19 protein-coding genes are annotated in these 20,473 nt (G+C 33.0%); 12 read left to right on the forward strand and 7 right to left on the reverse strand.

Going from position 1 to position 20,473, the window contains the following annotated elements; translation table 11 throughout:
• Positions 1–46: 46 nt before the first annotated feature.
• Positions 47–631 (reverse strand): Crp/Fnr family transcriptional regulator, encoded by a 585-nt coding sequence (locus tag AsAng_RS09945; protein ID WP_264792628.1) that lies wholly within the window; start codon positions 629–631, stop codon positions 47–49.
• Positions 632–1,148: 517 nt separating this feature from the next.
• Here AsAng_RS09945 and AsAng_RS09950 point away from each other — a divergent pair.
• From AsAng_RS09950 to AsAng_RS09980, 7 genes are all read left to right on the forward strand, one after another.
• Positions 1,149–3,137, forward strand: coding sequence for a T9SS type A sorting domain-containing protein (locus AsAng_RS09950; protein ID WP_264792629.1), 1,989 nt, complete (start codon positions 1,149–1,151; stop codon positions 3,135–3,137).
• 95 nt (positions 3,138–3,232) lie between these two features.
• Positions 3,233–4,129: a TolB family protein gene (locus AsAng_RS09955; protein ID WP_264792630.1), complete on the forward strand. Its 897-nt coding sequence runs from the start codon at positions 3,233–3,235 to the stop codon at positions 4,127–4,129.
• Positions 4,130–4,335: 206 nt separating this feature from the next.
• The gene (locus AsAng_RS09960) at positions 4,336–4,827 is read left to right on the forward strand and encodes a hypothetical protein (protein ID WP_264792631.1); all 492 of its coding nucleotides are present in this window, start codon (positions 4,336–4,338) and stop codon (positions 4,825–4,827) included.
• Between the two features lie 341 nt (positions 4,828–5,168).
• On the forward strand, positions 5,169–5,534 hold the full coding sequence (locus tag AsAng_RS09965; protein WP_264792632.1) for a hypothetical protein: 366 nt from the start codon (positions 5,169–5,171) through the stop codon (positions 5,532–5,534).
• Between the two features lie 94 nt (positions 5,535–5,628).
• Positions 5,629–6,408 (forward strand): hypothetical protein, encoded by a 780-nt coding sequence (locus tag AsAng_RS09970; RefSeq protein WP_264792633.1) that lies wholly within the window; start codon positions 5,629–5,631, stop codon positions 6,406–6,408.
• 111 nt (positions 6,409–6,519) lie between these two features.
• Positions 6,520–6,792, forward strand: a complete 273-nt coding sequence (locus AsAng_RS09975; RefSeq protein ID WP_264791660.1) for a transposase — start codon at positions 6,520–6,522, stop codon at positions 6,790–6,792.
• 5 nt (positions 6,793–6,797) lie between these two features.
• Positions 6,798–7,706, forward strand: coding sequence for an IS3 family transposase (locus AsAng_RS09980; RefSeq protein ID WP_264792634.1), 909 nt, complete (start codon positions 6,798–6,800; stop codon positions 7,704–7,706).
• 74 nt (positions 7,707–7,780) lie between these two features.
• Here AsAng_RS09980 and AsAng_RS09985 read toward each other — a convergent pair whose 3' ends face one another.
• The 4 genes from AsAng_RS09985 to AsAng_RS10000 all read right to left on the reverse strand — a co-directional run bounded on the left by AsAng_RS09985 (position 7,781) and on the right by AsAng_RS10000 (position 11,779).
• Positions 7,781–8,860, reverse strand: coding sequence for an acyltransferase family protein (locus AsAng_RS09985; protein WP_264792635.1), 1,080 nt, complete (start codon positions 8,858–8,860; stop codon positions 7,781–7,783).
• Positions 8,861–9,756: 896 nt separating this feature from the next.
• Positions 9,757–9,987 (reverse strand): hypothetical protein, encoded by a 231-nt coding sequence (locus AsAng_RS09990; protein ID WP_264792636.1) that lies wholly within the window; start codon positions 9,985–9,987, stop codon positions 9,757–9,759.
• Positions 9,988–10,060: 73 nt separating this feature from the next.
• A complete protein-coding gene (locus AsAng_RS09995) occupies positions 10,061–10,933 on the reverse strand; it encodes a helix-turn-helix domain-containing protein (protein WP_264792637.1) in 873 nt (290 codons plus the stop codon).
• A gap of 15 nt (positions 10,934–10,948) precedes the next feature.
• On the reverse strand, positions 10,949–11,779 hold the full coding sequence (locus AsAng_RS10000; protein ID WP_264792638.1) for an MBL fold metallo-hydrolase: 831 nt from the start codon (positions 11,777–11,779) through the stop codon (positions 10,949–10,951).
• A 460-nt stretch (positions 11,780–12,239) separates the two neighbouring features.
• Here AsAng_RS10000 and AsAng_RS10005 point away from each other — a divergent pair, with 460 nt between their 5' ends.
• Together AsAng_RS10005 and AsAng_RS10010 are read left to right on the forward strand one after the other, a co-directional pair.
• Positions 12,240–12,620, forward strand: a complete 381-nt coding sequence (locus AsAng_RS10005; RefSeq protein ID WP_264792639.1) for a hypothetical protein — start codon at positions 12,240–12,242, stop codon at positions 12,618–12,620.
• A 382-nt stretch (positions 12,621–13,002) separates the two neighbouring features.
• The gene (locus AsAng_RS10010) at positions 13,003–13,974 is read left to right on the forward strand and encodes a hypothetical protein (RefSeq protein WP_264792640.1); all 972 of its coding nucleotides are present in this window, start codon (positions 13,003–13,005) and stop codon (positions 13,972–13,974) included.
• A gap of 283 nt (positions 13,975–14,257) precedes the next feature.
• Here AsAng_RS10010 and AsAng_RS10015 read toward each other — a convergent pair whose 3' ends face one another.
• Together AsAng_RS10015 and AsAng_RS10020 are read right to left on the reverse strand one after the other, a co-directional pair.
• Positions 14,258–14,941, reverse strand: coding sequence for an FISUMP domain-containing protein (locus AsAng_RS10015; protein WP_264792641.1), 684 nt, complete (start codon positions 14,939–14,941; stop codon positions 14,258–14,260).
• A gap of 304 nt (positions 14,942–15,245) precedes the next feature.
• Positions 15,246–15,440, reverse strand: a complete 195-nt coding sequence (locus AsAng_RS10020) for a tyrosine-type recombinase/integrase (protein WP_264792642.1) — start codon at positions 15,438–15,440, stop codon at positions 15,246–15,248.
• Positions 15,441–15,505: 65 nt separating this feature from the next.
• On the opposite strand from AsAng_RS10020, the gene AsAng_RS10025 reads away from it, so the two are divergent.
• From AsAng_RS10025 to AsAng_RS10035, 3 genes are all read left to right on the forward strand, one after another.
• Positions 15,506–16,090: a hypothetical protein gene (locus tag AsAng_RS10025; RefSeq protein WP_264792643.1), complete on the forward strand. Its 585-nt coding sequence runs from the start codon at positions 15,506–15,508 to the stop codon at positions 16,088–16,090.
• Between the two features lie 328 nt (positions 16,091–16,418).
• On the forward strand, positions 16,419–19,640 hold the full coding sequence (locus tag AsAng_RS10030; RefSeq protein ID WP_264792644.1) for a hypothetical protein: 3,222 nt from the start codon (positions 16,419–16,421) through the stop codon (positions 19,638–19,640).
• Between the two features lie 304 nt (positions 19,641–19,944).
• Positions 19,945–20,460 carry a Crp/Fnr family transcriptional regulator gene (locus AsAng_RS10035; protein WP_264792645.1) on the forward strand — a complete coding sequence of 172 codons (516 nt, stop codon included), beginning with the start codon at positions 19,945–19,947 and terminating at the stop codon, positions 20,458–20,460.
• Positions 20,461–20,473 lie beyond the last annotated feature (13 nt).

Here is a 20,473-nt window from a genome sequence, read left to right on the forward strand (position 1 = left end):
CATTTACAAAGGTAAATTTAATATTCTAGACATCATTTGATATAAATCAAATTCGAGTTTGCAACTTACGTATTCTACTCAATGTTTCAAGTGTAATACCAATATAGGAAGCTATGTGTGTTAAAGCAACTCGTTGAGTAATGTCAGGATAAGCTAACAACAAATTTTGGTACTTCTGCCTAGCAGATTGGAATTGCATAGCAACAATTCGAGCCTGTAATTTTAACATTGTTTTTGTTGCAACTCTATTCGTTAACCGTTCAAAATCGTGGTACTTATTGGATAAGCCCATTATACTATTCCTAGATATGATCAATAGCTTTGTTTCTTCCAATACCTCTATAAAATGTGGGCTTGGAATGTCTTGAAAAAAGCTGTTAATTGCACAGATAAAGTCATTTTCAAATGCAAACCAGTCCGTAATGTCCTTTCCATTACTTAAAAGATAGTACGCTCTTGCACTACCACTGATAATAAAATAAGCTTTGTCTGAGAATTGCCCTTCTTTAACCAAAATTTCTCCCTTTTTAAACATCAATATTTCAGAATTATTAAAAAATTCTGATTTACACTCCTTGCTTAAGGGGGCATATTTATCACTAATTGTATGTATTACATCTTCTTTATTCATATTTTTTAAGCTATTAAATCGTTAATCCGTAGGTTTCTCCAAAACAGTAACCGCTTTTGGGTGATACAACCCGCTGTTTTCAACGGTAATGTTTCCTAAATTTTCCTTTTCGCCTTCCTGCCAGTTTTTGAGTTTTAGCTAAGATATGATTTCTTCTACTAACTTGTACGCACTGATAAAGTATCTATACCATCCAATTATACTCTCAAACATCCCAGTTGTACTCTCAAAATAACCACTTGTACAATGCCCCTTTTTCAATTCGTGTAACCTTCAAATTAAGCGTAATTTTAACCTATAATTATTTATAGAATTTGCAGTAAAAGATTTTTGATATTAACAAGGCGAAAAACACAGTCATAGCCTTAGCTATGGCGAGTATTTTCAACACAGTTAAGATTAAAAAGATTGCTCGAATAAACTATCAATAATTTAGATTCATTACTTAATAAGTAGATGGACAAAATAATTATGAATAAATACATAAAATTCAAACATACTCTTAAACAGATTAATTATGAAACCAATAAAAAACCTATTAGCACTCTTTTTGTGTCTATTATTTATCCATGAAATAAATGCCCAAAACCCGCCAGCCCTAGATTGGGTAAAAACAATGCATAAATCTCCTAATGCAGGATGGGGAGGCGTTTCGGCAGGAATAAAACCATTAGCAATGTGTACGGATGCGGATAAAAATATTTATATAGCAGGTCTTTTTAGCGATTCCGTAGATTTTGATCCTAGCGCAAATACCAATTACATCGTTAGCAATCATGAAAATGATTTTTTTGTTCAAAAACTGGATAGCAATGGGACTAGTATTTGGGTGAAAAATTTTGGAAAAACAACTTACAATGCTTCCTCTTACCAAGATTTAGACGATATAGAAGTAGACAACAATGGGAATGTCTATATCGTAGGTTCTTTTTTGGGTTCGGTTGATTTTGATCCTGGACCTAACACACACACAACAACAGATTTGCATTCAGGGCTTACTTATACTTATGGCAGTACTTTTGTCTTACAATTGGACGCAAATGGAGATTTTGTAAGAGTGGGAACCATAAAATCACTCACTGCCCTCCCGATTGATATTAAAATAGATGCCAATAATAATGTCTATGTAGTTGGTTTCCAAAACCATTATAATTCTATCTCCATAACAGAAGTAAATTTTGGAGCAACCTCTTATCAATTTACAACTTCCACAAATAATTTTTTACTTAAGCTAGATTCTAATGGCGAATTGCTTTGGATAAAGGAACTAGAAGGCGCAGTTAGAGCAATGGATTTAGAAGGAAATAGCTTAGTTATAACAGGGTTATTTGAAGGAACAAAAGATTTCGATCCAAATTCAGGTACCTATAATTTGACAAGTGGCTTAAATTATTCTGGTGATATGTATGTTCAAAAACTGGATCTTAACGGTAACTTGGTTTGGGCAAAATCCATGCAAGGCGTAGGCTCAAATCCTTCTATTGCTGGCTGGAGTGCAGGAGAAGCTGTAAATATTTCAGAAACAGGCGATATTTATTTGAGTGGTAAGTTTAAGTACACGGTTGATTTTGATCCCAGTGCAGGTTCTTATAACCTCAGTTCTACATCAGATGCAAGCAATACCTATGGGAATAGATTTATCCAAAAAATAACCTCTAATGGAGATTTAGTTTGGGTTAAAAAACTTAAGTCTTACAATAGCGATTATGCAAGCAATTATGACGATTATAATTTAATTTCTATAGGTTTAGGTCAGGACGATTTGTTAGTAATCAATAATTACGATAAGAATGCCATGATGTCAATGTCAAATTGTTTTGATAGCTCTGGTACCTTTCATTGGTTTAATAAGGTTCCTGCTAAAATTTCAGATGTATTTTTGGATGAGCTAAATAACATTTATACAATAGGTGATTTTTCTTCTCCTTATGATTTTGATCTTGGAATTGGAGAGGTTTCTATTGCTGCTCGTTCAGGAAGTGCTCCTTCTGGCGGAGAAAATGTTTCTGGGGATATGTTTTTAGCAAAATATCGTCCTTGTGCCAACATCGACACCGCTGTAACTCAAGTTGCTACAACCTTGACTGCCAATGTAGCTGGAGCGACTTATCAATGGATAGATTGTTCCTTTTATAACCACATCACGGGAGCTACTTCGCAAAGTTTTACTCCCACATCGGATGGAAATTATGCGGTAATTATTACACAAAATGCTTGTTCTGACACTTCATCCTGTTTTAACGTCACCAATACAAGCATAACAAAAATCGGCAATACTAATATTCATATTTATCCCAATCCAACGAAAGGGTTTCTCCAAATAGATTTAGGAGCATTAGAAAACATAAGACTACAATTATTAACGATCAATGGGCAAGTAGTAGAAGCCTTAACAACAGGGGGATCAATCACTAACCTAGATTTAAGAGAACTACCTACAGGAGTCTATTTACTTAAGGTTATCCATCAAAACGAAACAGGAGTTTATAAAATTATAAAAGAATAAACGTTCCTTTTTATCAATGCTACAAGTGCTACATTACTAGCACTTGTGGCAATTTAAATAAAGCAAAGAAAAATCACTAAAATAAAAGAACTAAAATGCAGACTAAAAAAACAAACAATTTATTGATTCTTTTATGTATCAGTTTATTTTGGATTGGGTGTAAAAAAGATCTTCCCCCAAACAATACAAATGAAATATTATTTGAAGCCCATGATGGCAACTACTATCAGATATTTAAAACAAATGCTGACGGCAGCAATGAAACTCAGTTAACGAGTTCCAACATTGCCTATTCGAGCATGCCAAGTTGGGCACCTGATGGTTCTAAAATATTTTTTATTTCTAACAAAGATGAATCCAACGGTGAAATTTATTCGATGAATACCGATGGCTCTAATGTCTTGCGTTTAACAAACAATTCTCGTCCAGAACGATTTCCTTCACTATCTGCTGATGGCACAAAAATATTATTTGAAGCCATTGATAACAACTACTATCAGTTATTTACGATAAACGCTGACGGCAGCAATGAAACTCAGTTAACGAGTTCCAACATTGCCTATTCGAGTACGCCAAGTTGGGCACCTGATGGTTCTAAAATATTTTTTATTTCTGACAAAGATGAATCTAACGGTGAAATTTATTCGATGAATACCGATGGCTCTAATGTCTTGCGTTTAACAAACAATTCTCGTCCAGAACGATTTCCTTCATTATCCGCCGATGGCACAAAAATATTATTTGAAGCCATTGATAACAACTACTATCAGTTATTTACGATAAACGCTGGTGGTAGCAATGAAACTCAATTAACCAATTCCAACATTGCCTATTCCAGCACGCCAAGTTGGGCACCTGATGGTTCTAAAATATTTTTTATTTCTAACAAAGATGAATCTAACGGTGAAATTTATTCGATGAATACCGATGGCTCTAATGTCTTGCGTTTAACAAACAATTCCCGTGTTGAACTATTTCCTTCTTCGAAATAAAAAATACCATGTCCCTCTGTTGGGGTATTGTCTTAGAAAATGGTGGTGTATCTCCTGTTTTAGAAGCACTTTTAACCAATTTGAAAAATAAGTAGCTAACAACACCTCTTCCCGTTTTAATATTTATTTGTTAAAAGTATAAATTTATTTTTAATACTTTTAAACCCTTCTTGGAGTCAATACGTCTTGCTAAGAAAAAGAAAAAAATGATAACTTACACCAAACATTTTATTAGGCTACTTATAGCATTATTAACGATACCTTTTGTCTTCAACCGTTGTTCTAAAGCCCCAATAGAGGAAAAGAAACCTAGTTTTTGCTGCGACATATATGGTCAATACACTGGTAGTAAAATACATACCTCTATATATGCTGGCCATCAACAATATACCAAACACATCGATACCACTGATTATGAATTTAGCATTAGCCCCAAAGGCATGGACTCTATTTCTATCACAGAATACAATCTAACCACCCAAAGTGCTTATCAACACGACTTGCCTTTAATGAAAATGGCTACTGAAACCGTAATTTTTGGCGGAGGAAACAACATTTACCATACTTTTGATTCTCTAGTATGCATTTTTCATGTTAAAAATGATGTTGTACATTTGGAACAAAGAAAGAGACGCCAACGAGCACCAGGAAATAGTCTAGAGGACATATCCCACGTTTTTAAAGGAGTCAAACAATAAAATTATAAAGAATAATGATTATCTGTGTACAGGACAACCCCAGCTTGCTGGCTCACGAGGTACGAGTAACAAACAAAGTGAACTAGTAACACCACGTAGTAGCAGCGCAGCTAAACGAAGTGAGCTAATAGCTAACAATTAGACTTAAATAAAGTAAGGGGTTAATGGAACTATTTTTCAGATATAGACCGTTGCACATTTAGAAGTTAGACTCTAATTGAACTGTTATTGGAGTCTAACCGCTAAAATCTAACAGCGAAGCGGTCTAAAAAATAGTGATAAGCCCCCTATAGTTTGATCAACTAACCGAATCCCTGTACTCAGACTAAAAACCTAATTAAATGGACAACAACACCCTTGACAACCACTTAGTAAAAAAAAGCCTAAAACAAATCTTCTCTGATGTAAGAAAAGCTGGTTATCGCAATTCTGTTCTGTATCAAAAAGGATATATCATTGCAAAAAAAAGTACGTTGGTTAAAGTGCGGATCGTTTTGGATGAAAATGAAAATGCAGTTGTTAGCACGGTTCCTCTAGGAATTAAAGAAATTCTTTTCAATCTATTTCTTCTAATTATTTTTGTGCTCTTAGGCGGTATTTTTTTTATTGTAGCTATAGGATATGTTTTGATTAGCAGCGTTTCATTTTTAGTTTCTTTACCAAAGGTCCGTGAATTCAAAACTGAAATAGAAGGCATTATTCGGTAAACTCCGTCAAAATTGATTGGGGGTTCCAGCAATTTACTACAACTAATGCACTGAGCATCCTCAAAGATAAAAATTCTATACTCAAAACTCATTTATGAAAAATACCCTAAAGATCTTAACAGTACTTTTCTTTTTTGTTTTTACGACTCTTTTTGTTTTAACATTTTTAACCCCTAAATCCATTGAAGAATCTGCTGAATCATTCATAAAAAAAGAAATTGAAAGTGAAGTCAAAAGCATGATGATTAAGCAAAGGATTTCATCAACAATAAATTTTGCGTTTAATGTTGGCGAAAAATTGGGGTTCAAATCTAAAAATGAGCAGTTAATAAAACTCATTGCTCCAGAATTACCAGAATTAATTGAGATTATTGTTGCGTATAAATTAACTTATACCATTGATGATAGTCGGTATAAAAAACTTGCACTTTTCTCTAAAAATCATATTGCTAAATTTAAGATTGGTGAAAAACAATTAGACTTGCTGATTGAAGAAAAGTACGAAGAAATAAAAATTAATCTAAAAAATGACCTTCGTATCTTTTCGGGAATTAATGCTATATTATTTTTATTCGTGTCGCTACTGTTTTTTATACAAAAACCCATTGGCAAAGAGCTACTACTACTAAGTACACTCCTGCTCTCCTCTGCACTTCTTAGTTCTCTAATTTATGTCTTTGGGCAAGATTGGATTTACATAATGGTCTATAATAAATATCTAGGCTTTGGATATTTTATTTATGTCGCTATCCTATTCACAATGATCTTAGATATCGTATACAATGGAGGGCGAATAACTTTAACCGTTTTAAAAATTATCTCAGGAGCTATAAAATCTATAGTAGAAATTGCTTTGGGGCTATTAGGAGCTTAAAAGTTACAACAAAATTCTAAACCATTCCCAAGAATAAGTAGGATTGATTACGGTATACCCCAAAAATAGGACCACTAGTTAAGTTCGGAAAAAAAGCTTAAATTAGTGATTATGAAGAAAAGAAAATTCACAGCAAAGTTCAAAACAGAAGTAGTATTAGAGGCTCTAAAAGAGCAATCTACTTTATCAGAGTTAGCTCAAAAATATGAGCTTGCACCAACACAAATTCGTACTTGGAAGAAACAATTTTTGGAAGGAGCAGAAGACATATTTGAAAAACCAACTTCTAAGCAGACCGAGGAGGAGAAGGAAAAAGACAAACTTTTACAGACTATAGGTAAGCTAAAAGTCGAGAATGACTTTTTAAAAAAAGTGTTGAAATAAAGCCCTTGTCCGAGAAACGTCAACATATTAATTCTAATCACCCAATTTTGAGTGTTCGCCGTCAATGCAAGTTGATAGGTATTCATCGCTCTGGTATTTATTATCAACCAAAAGAAGAGAGCGAATTAAATATGGAGTTGATGCGATTAATGGATGAACATTACCTAAAGCATCCCTATAAAGGAGCTCGTGCCATGCATTTATGGTTGACGGCGGATAAAGGTTTTAAGGTGAATCGAAAGCGTATTAATCGATTGTATTATTCTGTAATGGGCTTGCGATCCATTTTACCAGGACCACAGACGTCAAAACCAGGAAAAGGAGAAGACCATCAAGTTTTTCCTTATCTACTGAGAGGCTTAAAAATAGAACGACCTAACCAAGTCTGGGCAATGGATATTACTTATATTCCTATGCCAAAGGGTTTTCTATATTTAACTGCTGTCATTGACCTTTATAGTCGATTTGTAGTGTCTTGGTCAATATCGAATACGATGGATGCCCTATGGTGCAAAAATACATTAGAAGAAGGGATAGAAAGATATGGGAAGCCAGAGATTTTGAATACGGATCAAGGAAGTCAATTTACATCAAAAGAATTTGTCAAATGTGTTACCAAAGATTATGGAATTAAATTTAGCATGGATGGAAAAGGGCGCTGTATCGATAATGTGTTTATTGAACGATTATGGTGGTCTGTGAAATACGAAGATGCTTATATTCGAGAGTATTTGGATGGAAGTGCATTGCATACAGGAATGAAAAAGTATTTTAACAAATATAACTGGGAAAGAAGACACATGGGGATTGACGATGAACGTCCTTGTGACCGATATTCCCCTTCCAAAACCTCCCAAAATTTCTGTGAGGAGATTTTGGAAGAAAAATATCTAATAAATTTAAAATCAGCTTAAACTGGTCCTATAAATGGGGTACACCTCAGATAATATTGGTCATTGCTCATAATGTGCCAACGCTCTTTTTCTTCTTATCTAAGCGTAAGTTTAGGTTTTTTCCTTTTATTTTCTTGCATATTAAAGACGATCCTTTTTTTCCTCTTTTTCGCTTTTTGTTTAGTTCTAATAGCATAATAACGATTTATCATCTTCTGATAGACCAGTGATACAGGAATGACCGTTATACCTGCAAGCAGCACTATATGAATAGGAGCTAAATTATCAAATAAATTGGTGATGGTTAAGATAACCAGTATGTGCAATAGATAAACAGCAGTTGAAATTTTTCCAACAAATAAGAACAGTTGATTTAGCGGTTTTATTTTTACATTATATAGAAAAGTGGCTAAGCAAGCAGAACCTGTTAAAGCGAAAAAATCATTAAATAACTTTCCCACATCTCCAGCTTTCATTCCTAAAAAACCACAGAAGATGCAATTTATTACCCCTATTATTAATAAAAGCGATTGGTTGGGATTTTTTTCAAGTAGCCCTTCATTTTCAAATACTTTTTCTGCCAGTACCATCCCAAGCGAGAACTCCCAAAAATATTGCAAGAAAAAGCTATTCCAAACCCTTTCACTTTCTTTATTCATTAAAAACACGACCAATGCCCAGCTAATGCTAATAAAAAAGCTTGCGATTAAAAAGGTTCTGTTTTTTAATTTTGATTTACACCAAACAATAAGATGGAACGTAAAATAAAATTGTAAAATCATTGAAATAAACCACATCGGATAGCCATAGGATCCAATAATGTGCTCATCAAACATTTTATACAAAAAAATATGCCCCCCTAATGCATATAGTGAATTCTCATAAATAGGGATGAACATAGAAAGTAGTGCCGAAAGTAAAACTACAAAAATATAAGGCGCATAAACTTTGGAAATTCGCTTCTTTAAAAACGGCAAATATGGCAAAGGTTTTCTAATGTAGGAGTAATATAATCCAAAGCCAGAAAGAACAATAAAAAGATGAATTCCTGTCCCCCCAAAAGATACGATCCCCTCTAAAGGGTTTGAAAGCTTTAAATGTCTGCAATAATGAAAAGTCATTGTCGCAAATATTGAATACCCTTTTAAAAAATCCACTATTTCAAATCGTTTCATTCCCCTGTACTATATGTTTGAGTTTAAAGTCTAAGATTTCAAACCTAAGTTTGAACGTTGTTTAGAATTAAGTAACTAAGCATAATCAATCCTGCGTACTTACTTAAGTAATCGTTAAATATGAATTATAAATCAGCAATACTAAATTGCTTTCTCCCCTACTCTCTATTAAATTTCCGCCGCCACCTCTCACTATATTTACTCCTATATTCATTGAGATATATTAGATACTCCGCTGTTTTGGCTACACTCATATTTTAAAAAAACACAATTATAAATAACTTATTTGATTTTTTTTAATAAAAAAGTTATAAGTACAGGACAAACTATAAAACAACCCCAGCCTGCTGGCTCATAAACAAAGTGAACAATAAGCATAGCGCATTAATAACAAAGTGCTCACGAGCAAAGCGAACTATAAGTGAAACGCTCATGAGGAACGAACTAAGCGTAGCGACCTCATGAACGAAGTGAGCTAATAGCTAAACAATTAAAATTAAATAAAGCAAGGGGTTAGTCGAGCACCCAATATATGTTACGACAACCCCAAACGTAGCACTCAAAAGCTATTCCAAAGCCACACTAATAAACAAACGAAAGACTATTCATTAAAAAAGTTTTTTTTTAATAAATAGTCTCTTTTTGATGAATTAATACTATTCTTATATACAAAGATTTGAACGTCACTATCAACCTAAAGGTCTTAGAAAGATTGCTTCACGTAATACTTGCCAACGCCCCTCTTCAAATTTTAATTCAATATTACATAAAAGCTTCATTTCTTCGCCATTCATTCCACTATGTTTGCGGGTTAAAACACAAACAGCTGTGTTTCCCAACAGGTGAAAATCGTGCCATTCTGCCCAGGTATTAAGCTGCGCTTTCCCCTCTTTAGCTTATTTGGCAAAGTGTGTTTTAAATTCTTCTTTATTATAAGTAATCACTTCATTGTTTGGCAGCACTAAAGTGGTATGAAAATCTTTATGATAAATAGTTTCTAACGCTTCTATATCATAATTGGTAGCTCGATCAATAAGATGCTCCATTGCTTTTTTTACCTCTGCTTCCGAGTGTTCTCTTTTTATATCGTTGTTACAAGCTGTCTTTATCGTTAAAGTTATTAGCATGAATAATGCTTTAAATAGGATCATTGTCTTACTTTGTTTGATCCCCAAAAAGGATTCTAAAAAAGTCTTAGTATCACAAATCAATACCGTTTTGATAAGCTAATCTAAAATCCGTTGGGGAGTAATTGGTTTTTTGCTTAAAAAATCGTGAAAGATGGTTGGGTTCCGAAAAATTATACCGATCTGCGATTTCAGAAATTGTCATTGTTGTATGTATCAATTTCATCTTAATCTCAAATAGCAACCGAAGTTTTATAAACGATGTCACTGTTACATTAAATTGTTCTTTAACCACCTTATTTAAGGAAATTCGACTTATTCCAAGAAGGGCTGTATAATCTTCTACTCTATGGAGTTTATTAATATGTTTTTCTACCAACTGCCTAAAGTGATAAGCAGTATTATCCACTGAAATAGCATTTTTCAGATTATTTTCTACAGCATACAATCGGTTTAAAGAAATTAATATATAATAGAGCAAAGAACGTATCAAATGGACACTATCTGTTTTTGAATGGATTAGTTCTTCTTTTATTTTAGCTAATTTCATAAGATTTTCACTTAGAATAACATCAGAAATTTTTAGACTTAATGGAAATTTTGTTTGGTAAAAATATAAGAATCGAAAGATGAAGAATTGGTCTGAAAAAAAATCATTCAAAAACTCATCTTGAAAAAGTAATAATTGCCCTTCAAATTGAGCATAATCAACATACCACGAGTAGTGCTGATGCTTTGATATAAATATCACTGAATTGGATTCTAATTCGATTTTTTTATCATTTAATAGAAGATAACCATTTGCTTTTTTTAGAAAATAGATTTGGAAAAAATCAGCAGAAGTTGTCCTATAGTCTAATGCAAAAGGGCAATCCGATTGAAAGTCTATTACATTGAGTAATAAATTAACTCCACAAACCGTTTTATTAAATTCAATATATTTCATCCTTTAAAAATTTAATTAGAATCTTAAAATTTCACCATCATTTGGTATCACAATATCTACTTGTTCATTTTTTGCCTTCTCACTTACCATCTTACGAGTAGTTTTGCAATGATCTAACGCCTCCATATGAACTGCAATAATTTTTGCTGTTGGTGTAAACTTTGCCAATTCTACAACACTATTTTCATCCATTAAGATTTTAGATTCCCCCCAAATTGCTCCTCCTGTATTAGCAATAATAATAGCTGGTTGATGTTCTCTTATTGTCTCCTTAATTTCAGCATCAAATAAACAATCGCCAATTATATAAATAGTAGGTTGGCTCTTTGCCTTAAGGATATACCCAGAAACCTGCCCTAAATCTTCTAGCAAAGCATCAGGACCGTGTTTCCCTTTGGTTCTAATTATTGATGTATTCTTAAACTCCGTTTTTTCATTCACAACTGAATAATTAGAAAAAGGACCTTTTGAGAATACTTCTTTATCTGTAGGCTGGATAAAAAACGGCAGTTCAGAATTTAAATAATCTTTAGCCCCTTGATCAAAATGATCCAAATGACTATGAGTTAGCAAAACAGCATCAACATTGTCAACAATATTTTTAATAGACAATGGTAAATCTACTGTTGGATTTAAATTTTCATTAGGAACAACAAATGACATAAATGATTTTGGAGGTGATAATGAAGGATCTACCATAAAGATAGTACCATTGTAATCAATTTTTAACGTGGCGTTTCTAATAAGTTGAATGCTAATTTTATTAGAATTTTTGTCTGTTAAAACGGTGCAAGCTCCCATAAGCATAAAGAATACGACTGTAATTAATAAATATTTGTTTTTCATTTTAGTATTATTTTTAATGCAAAATTGAGGCTATTTAACATTTTAAATACTACCATTTGTCGAAAAAAAACTACCATTTTGATAAAGATGGATGAAGTCCCATTGTTAATAGCCTTCCTGTACTGAATAATTGGAGCCATTCAATTAGCATACCTCCTATTCTCTATGCTTCATTCAAGCTATTGCCCCCCTTAGAATTCACCTTATAACTGTTGATTTAACTCTTTAAAGCCTGCAAATAATTCGTGACACAGCTCATAGATTATAGTTTACCCTTTATAAAGTCAAGTTAACCAGTAATCTATTGAATATTGCGGTGCTTTTATTTATAATCTACCTTTAGACTAAAGAAGTAAATACCAAACCCTAGAATCCACAACCCCAATATAAATAAAGAGTCCAAAACCTAACTGTTTTCAAACAGAGTAGGAATTATTAAAAATTTATTAAATTTTATATCATGAAAAAATCGCTTTTAATTGCCTTTTTTAGTCTTTTATTTATTATTCCTTTATTCGCTGCGGAGGCGACTATTACGCTTAGTGGTGGTCGTAAAATCGTTGTCAATGACCCCAATCGTGATTGTCCTGAAATGAGACGAATGCTTGATAAGAAATATGGGGGTAAATGGGAGTTAGATGATTGGGACTGTGATAAGGATGGAATCCATTATCCCAATGGAGGCATTGACCCTAATCCAGGTTCAGATATTATTCTTCAAATTGAATTACTTGAGGGAGAAGATCCTATACAAATTGAAGCAGAGCTTGCTGAACTGATACATTTTTTGACCAATAGTGGCGAAAATGTTCAAGTGCAATTTATCGTTGTTCATCATTAATGTAATCTGTTCCCCAACGTATTGAGTTGGGGAACATTTCTAAAAACAATATCAATTTTGCTAAATATAAAAACGCTCTAAAAGCCATCTTCAGCAACACCAACAAACGATCAAAAAGCAGCCCACGATTAGCTTTGCTGCTAGGTTAGCTAGTGCGCTAGCGCTTATGAGCTCCCTAAGGTCGGTTCGTTATCACTCGTGAGCCAGCAAGCTGGGTTCTGCGTGGTTACTACCTGAGCCTATGGGTTATCAAAGAACCAAATTTATCAGACACCGTTTAATGAACAGCCCCCTTTTCTTTCTTATTCCTAAAGAGAAATAAGTGCCAATTGGCGGTTTTGTAACCATGTAATAATTCCGCATTAAGGAATAAAATAGAATTATGAAATTATTGATGTTAATAGTACTTTTTGCGCTTCCTAGTGGTTTGTCGGCTACCATGCAAATACCTGATACTGTAATTTATAAAACTAAAAAGTACACTTTAATTTTAAAAGGCTCTGCACTCCACTATTCTCCGCTGTGTTTCTATTATCTTCAAAATGATATATCAATGCCTTTCAATGCATGGTCATCTGCGGTAAAAAGAAGGCATATTGCGACATGGCAAATAATTGATAATAAACTTTTCCTAACCAAAGTAAATACCGTTGAAGGTCCTAAGCCTTTAAAAGACTGTCAAGTCCAATCCATCAGCAGTTCATTCAATACTCCCAATTTACTTTTTGCGGATTGGTTTAGTGGTATCTTCGCCTTTGGTTTTCATTGCTTTCATGTAAAAGAGGGGAAAATTATCCTTGATAAAAAAATGTGTGACAATAATAACTACCTTTTCTTCTCTAGATGCATCATGAAGTTTGATTCTATCTATTCCAATAATCAATTGTATAGATTGACTACTGGTTATTACAAAAAAAGTCCAATTTTTGATTACTTTGGTCAAGGTAGTAGTTTCTTAGATTGGCCCTATAACTGGGAAAATAAAAATCTATGTGGGGTACCACTCTGTAAATGGAAAATAACAAACGATAGTTTATTTTTGGATGTTTTAAACCTATACACCTCAGAAGGAAAATGGATAAATTTCCTACAAGTGGGAGCAATAAAAAACATTACAAACCATAGCTTTGCGGACTGGGTTAATGGTGTTTATAGAATAGAAAAAGGCAAGATGGTTAAGGAGATTGTTTATGATGATGTAGAATGGGAGTTTTTTAAAGTTTCAGAATATCAATACATAAGGATTAAGAAAGGAGTAATCGTAGAATCTTTTGTTGTAGAACCTAACTTTGATATAAAAAATCCTCCTCCCAATACAGATCCTAAGGGCTTACAAATAATAGCAGATTACTAAAAATGAGTTATAAAAAGAGCTTTAAAGCGTCTTCTAGATCTGGGGATATAAAAAATTGGGCAGCAAAATCCGACGAATCTTGAGGCTAAAAAGTAAACTTTTTGCCCAGTTGCCCCCAATCACACAGAGAGTGTGCTTTAATTTATAAATCAAAGCGACCTGTTTCTATCATTCTATCAATCCGCCTTACCCAAAGCATCGTTCATCAGCTTATTAGAAAGATGCAAATAAACCATGGTTGGCAAAAGACTAAAAACTTACATTTTCAAATAAAGGCAAAAAATCAATCTTTAATACACCTACAAGAATATCCCTCTGTCTTATCATATCCAGCACGACTTACTCCTCCTAACCCTGTATTTATATCACGAGCAAATCCAGTCGAAGATGTATGTTCTGTTGCTGTCCAAAAGAAAGCACGATACCCAATTTTATTATATCCAGAATAATAATTACCCGCAGGAAATGCATTAAAGCCTAAATCATTAGTTCCATTACCAGCATTAACCCATCCTGTTGTAGATTTCATTCCTGTTCCATGAGTACCTCGCCATGAGCCATCAAGAGTAGCGGTATCTACAGCGGACATTCCCAATGTCATTTCTAATTCATTCCATTCAGAATCAGAAGGTAAGTGCCAACCAGAAGGACAAATACCCTGCACGCCACTTGGACTAGCAGAACTAGAAGTCGAACCATTCATTAGCGTTGCCCAGTCATATAAGCGCCCATAAGTAACGGATGGGTTACTTGGATTTAGCCATGAACCTGATGCATTGTAGCGTAAGTTTTCCGCCATCCAACATTGATCTCCTATTTTAACTACTGAATACGTTTCTCCATCTCTAGAATCGGTAATAGTAGAACATGCTCCATTATTTTGAGTTGTTATTGGAGCTTTCTCACAGCCTGTCCATAAAATTACCAGACTGGCTAAAATAAAGGTTAAAACGGTTAGTTTCTGCATCGTCAATTTTTTTCATTAAAAATTGAGCGCTAAAAAAAGAAAGCAGCTCATTAAGTTATAATATACAACCCAATATATGATTTTATCACTAAAAGGAAGAATCAACATAACAGGTATTTACAATCCAAATTGAGATACCTCTGGAAAGACTCTTTCAAGTAATAACTTTACTAGTTAATATTTTTTTACTACAAAAAAGCTCGCTCATTACATAATATCATTTGACTAAAACAAACTAAAAAATCATTTTCGGAGTGGACTTAAAATTAAATATTCCTCCTAAAGGACTAAATAACAACATCCATCAATAATGAGCGAAAAACAGATGCAAATAAATCATGGTTGTTTCGATCTTAGCATGCTGTAGGATTGCCTTTAAAATATGAATCGGCACCTTAGCCGCCAAATCCGTTGCAAAGGTATGGCGAGCCACATGGCTTGTTACGGGCTTTAGTATCCCTGCGTCATAGGCAATCTTCTTTGATTTATGGTTTTTCACTATAATATTGTATATTTATCTTGATTTAATCCCCTACAAATCTTGTTCACTAAGCCCCCTTACAAATGACAGATAGAGTCAATACAATACAGAAAAATGAATTAAACAAACATAAGCTTCATCAAAATGTAATTTCAAGCTTGTCTAACAAATTAGGCATTCCTGATTTAAGAGCACGAAATATAACCATTCGAGATGAACGAAATTGGAGGATCAATGAGAAACAAATTGACTATTGTTGGTTAATCAATATATCCCGATCTTTGATTGGATCCTGCTGGTTATTTTCGATAAAATTCAATGAATGTATTTTTAGGGATATTAAAAATGAAACTGAATTGATCCAAGGAATTTTTACGATTGATAAACAAATTGAAATAGATAAGTTTTATAGCACTGTACAAGCTAAAAATTTTAAGGATAAAATAAAGGAATTAACTTCTTATGATATGTTTGATGTAAACTCTGGAATTACTTTAGATGGCACTGGGTATGAATATTTAATTTTTAGCGTTAATGCTGAAATTAAGATGTCATTAAATAACCCAAATTCTAAAAATTGGAAAGTTTGGGAAGCTGAAGTATGGAGTATTGGTAAAGAATTAGCACAAAAATCAAAAATAAATAACTTAACAGAAATATTTGTATAAAACGATACTCATATTCCTTAATAATTGGACAAAAAAGGAGTATTTAGGTAAAAAACTATTCGAACTACCCCTTTCCTTATCCCTGTGTCCACCCTACCCAGCGCATCATTCACCAACTTATTAAAAGGGTGCAAATAAATCATCGTTGCTTCAATCTTAGAATGCTGTAGAATCACCTAAGGTGTGTATATAGTTATTTATAGCACTTGTATATGTAATTGTGTATACAAGTAAGTTGTGCTTCATTGAAACTTTAGTTTTAAGAAAATTTAAATTGTGAATCTCATTTATTAATTTAACGTAGATACTTAAAATCTAAAGTAACATTATGGAATCCCAAAGCAAATCTTTCGCATCTCCTTCTGAATTTTACAAGCTTAAAAGACCAGAATTTTTCTCTGACTCAAAGATTATCTATGAAGTCCAATTAACAAAAGAACATCTAGCGTTAGAATTAGATCAAATCACTATCAATCAAAAGCAAGATGAATTTGAAACATTGTGTAGAAAATTAGCAGAAAAATTAATTGCTCCGAACTTAATCCCACAAGTTGGTCCTACTGGTGGAGGGGATGGTAAAACTGATTTCGAAACTCATCCCGTATCTCATCAAATTTCAGATAGATGGTTTGTAACTCAAGAGGGATGGAAAGAAACTGAAAAGTGGGCATTCGCAATTAGCGCAAAAAAAACATGGAAGTCCAAAGCTAAATCAGATATCATAAATATCTTAAGTACTAAACGTCCATACACTCATATTTTTTTCATGACAAATCAAAAACCGTCAAGTAAAAAAAAGAAAGAAGCTCAAGATTCATTTAAAGAAGAATATGGAATAGAGGTCACCATTCTTGATGGGGTCTGGATAATTGAAAAAATACTACAACATAACTTTATTGATTTGGTAGTAGATGCACTCAATTTATCTAAAGTTTATAAAGAAAAAAAAGTAATATTAGGTGCTAATGATGACTTAAGAGAAAAACAATTACGTGAATTAGAAGAAAAAATTTCAACTCCTAATAGATACTTTGAATATGATTTTCAACGTGTAGAAGATGCGATTGAAGCTGCAATCATATCAAGAATGCTTGAAAAGCCAAGAGATGAAATTGAGGGAAAATTTCTAAGAGCAAAACGTTTTTGTAAAAAACTAAACAATCCTAAACAATGGCAAAGAATATATTATCAAAGGGCGTGGACATATATTCATTGGTTTGATGATTATGAAGCTTTCATTGAAGATTATAAACAATTTAAAAAACATATTTCCCTTGCTTGTAATATTTCAAGTATGGAATTATTCTTCAATTTTATAAGCCTTCTAAGAGGCTTAGAAGTTTCTGATGTTTGCAACTTAAATGAGTTAGGTATCTCATTCAAAGAGGAAAAAGCTGAATTCTTAGAATCTCTATCTAAATTCAACGATACAAATAAAATTCCTTGTTCAACAGCGATTGCTCATACTTATAAAAATATCCAAAAATTAATTGATGCAAAAGTAGACGAATCCTCTATATACATAAAAGAGCTCTCTGAAGTATTAGTACAAGGTTCAAAATATTTAGATTATCCATTTGAGTATTTTACCGATATTTTCACCCTAATTGGCAATATTTTCCCAAATAATGAAGAATTTGACAACTTAACAGATATCATAGCACAAATTACTTCAAAACGGCAATCAGACTTAGCAAGTGGAGAAGTTTTTTTAAATCGTGGACTTCAAAAAATTGAAGCTGAGTTGTTTAAAGAAAGTGTAGTTTTCTTTGGCAAAACCATTGTAAAACTAGCAAAAAAAGAAAGTAACGACTTAATGTATTTTGCTCTAAGAGGACTAGCAGAAGCTTATTATAGATTGGGTTTACTTTGGGCTGCGAATAACTGCCTTACAGCTTCTCTTTCTTTATCATTCAAATCGTGGTATGAAAAAGGAGTCATTCATAAAAGGGTATATGATTGTATAACTGCTTTAGCAAAGAATGAGTTAATAATTGGAAGAATTCCTTCTTATTTTTCGTGGCACGAAAATCTACAAATTATTAGGAGAGAAATAAATCTTGATGAAATTCCAGCTGAAAAGTCCCCTTATAATATCCTAGACGTTTTTCTTGCAATAAAGCTATTAAATACAAGTAATTCAGAAAACAAGTATTTAGCCAGAATCCCAAATCTTTTGGATGAAAAACATTTGTGGTTATCTCAAGATGCTTGTTTATACAAACTCGGTTATCTGGAAAGGATTAAAGAGAATTTCAAATCGGCAGGAATTAAAGATATGAAACAAATCGATGACTATTTCAGAAATTTAGCTACACAACCTGCTCAGAAAGAATTATTAAACCCAACGAATTTTCTTGGCGATGAAATCATTTATCTATCATCAATTATTTTAGGTTGTGAATTCAAGATTAAATGCATAAATGATAAAAGTCTAATTATAACTGTTGAAGCTTTCTTAGCATACTTTGAAACTTTTTTAGCTACTTCTTTAAAAAATGTTGTCCCAGCAACAGAGGAAATCTATCTTCATTTCAAACGAAATGAAGATTGCGAAATATTAACTTTTTCAAACAAAAACAAATCGAATGAGTATGATATTGAAATAGGGCATGCTACCTTTTCAATGGAAAATAGAAGTAAGTTATGGGAATTAATGATCAACTTAATATCCGATATACTTGGGCGAAATTTCTTTTTCGATGAAATTGAGAAATATCTTAAAAATCTCTTTCAAAAAGAAGAAATTTCAGAAAGACTGTCTATTGTGTTTGAGCATATTACATTCACTTATAACACATTAGGAGAGTCCCCTAAAATTCTATTAAAAGACTGGATTGACATTGAAAAAACAGAAAACTATTCTAATAAAAGAAGTACTCCACTAAATTATAAAACTGACCAAAACAACTCATCTTCAGAGCTTAATAACCAAACACTTAATAATTATGGTCATAATAAAAGAAAAGCATATTCATTAATTGACGTCCCTCTTTGGGATGAAGCGGGTTGGATTTCTTTTGGTATTTTTCAGTATCAAAAGGGTATTGGAATTGCTCTAGGATTTAAAGACGCTAATTATGGAAAAAAGATATTTGATGGATGGATTAATAAAATGGGAACAACTGATAAAGAAGAAATTATCAAAATATGTATCATCAAAGGTGTAAATAAGGCTCACCCTCATTGGTATAAAGTTTTAATCACATCTAACATGGTAAAAATGAATCATCCTGATACACAAATATTTACTCTAACATCAAGATATAGAGAGTTTTTCCCTAACACTTCAACAAATCTTGACAACTTAATCATGGCCTATAAGCATACGAAGAAATATCTACTATGTCCTGCTGAAACCATCAACAACACAGGTATAAAACCTTTTATTAATTACGGAATAATCAAAACAGAATTAACAATTAAAAATGCGTGGGAAATCGGTATTCATGATATAGAAAAAGTCGTTATAAACAAAAAAGACATCCCAATTATTCCCAATAACATAAAAGAACCTCCTATCTTAAGTATATTAAACTTAAAAGAATAAAAACGAAGCACAACAAAGTGTATATTTCCATGACAGATTTCGGGAACAATCTTACAAGAATGAACGCATGAATTACACCGCAAAATCTGCGATTTTGCCACTAGTCGTAAAACAATTTACTGGCAAAATCGCAGATTTTGCTCAGGGAACAGCTATATTTATATTCGCATGACGCCTGTCACGGAATATACACGGGCCGTTGTCCACCATTAAAAAAGAATAAATCATCGAAATGAATTCCGCAGAACAGATATTTCAATTTTTAAACAAGGTTAGTAGGTTATCATTTCAATCATGGTCGTCTATGGTTGCGTACGCAATGGAGATTCAATTAAAAAAGGATGACTACTTCGTTAAAGAAGGAGAGGTCTCAAAGGAAATAGGTTTCTTAACAAAAGGAATTGTTCGCTCCTACTATATTTCAAAGGAAGGAAAGGAATACAACAAAACGCTATTTGCAGCACCTAATATTATTGGCTCTTATGTTTCAATAATTACAGGGCAACCCAATCGTTTGCCTCAGCAAGCATTAACGGATTGTACGATTACTAAAATTCCCATGAGCGTTATTGAAAATCTATCGAAAGAGCAAATAGAAATTGAGCGATTACGCAGAAAAATAGCAGAAATGTTTTTTGTGCTGAAAGAGAAGAGAGAACTCGAAATGGCTCTTTTGCAGGCAGAAGAACGATATTTAATTTTTCGGGAAGAATATCCAGGTGTAGAACAATTAATACCTCAATACCACATTGCATCTTACCTTGGTATCAGTGCAACTCAACTTAGTCGAATCCGAAAAAAAATGAGCCTCCAATCATAGTTCTTTACCTATG

The sequence above is a fragment of the Aureispira anguillae genome (assembly GCF_026000115.1).
Lineage (GTDB): Bacteria > Bacteroidota > Bacteroidia > Chitinophagales > Saprospiraceae > Aureispira > Aureispira anguillae.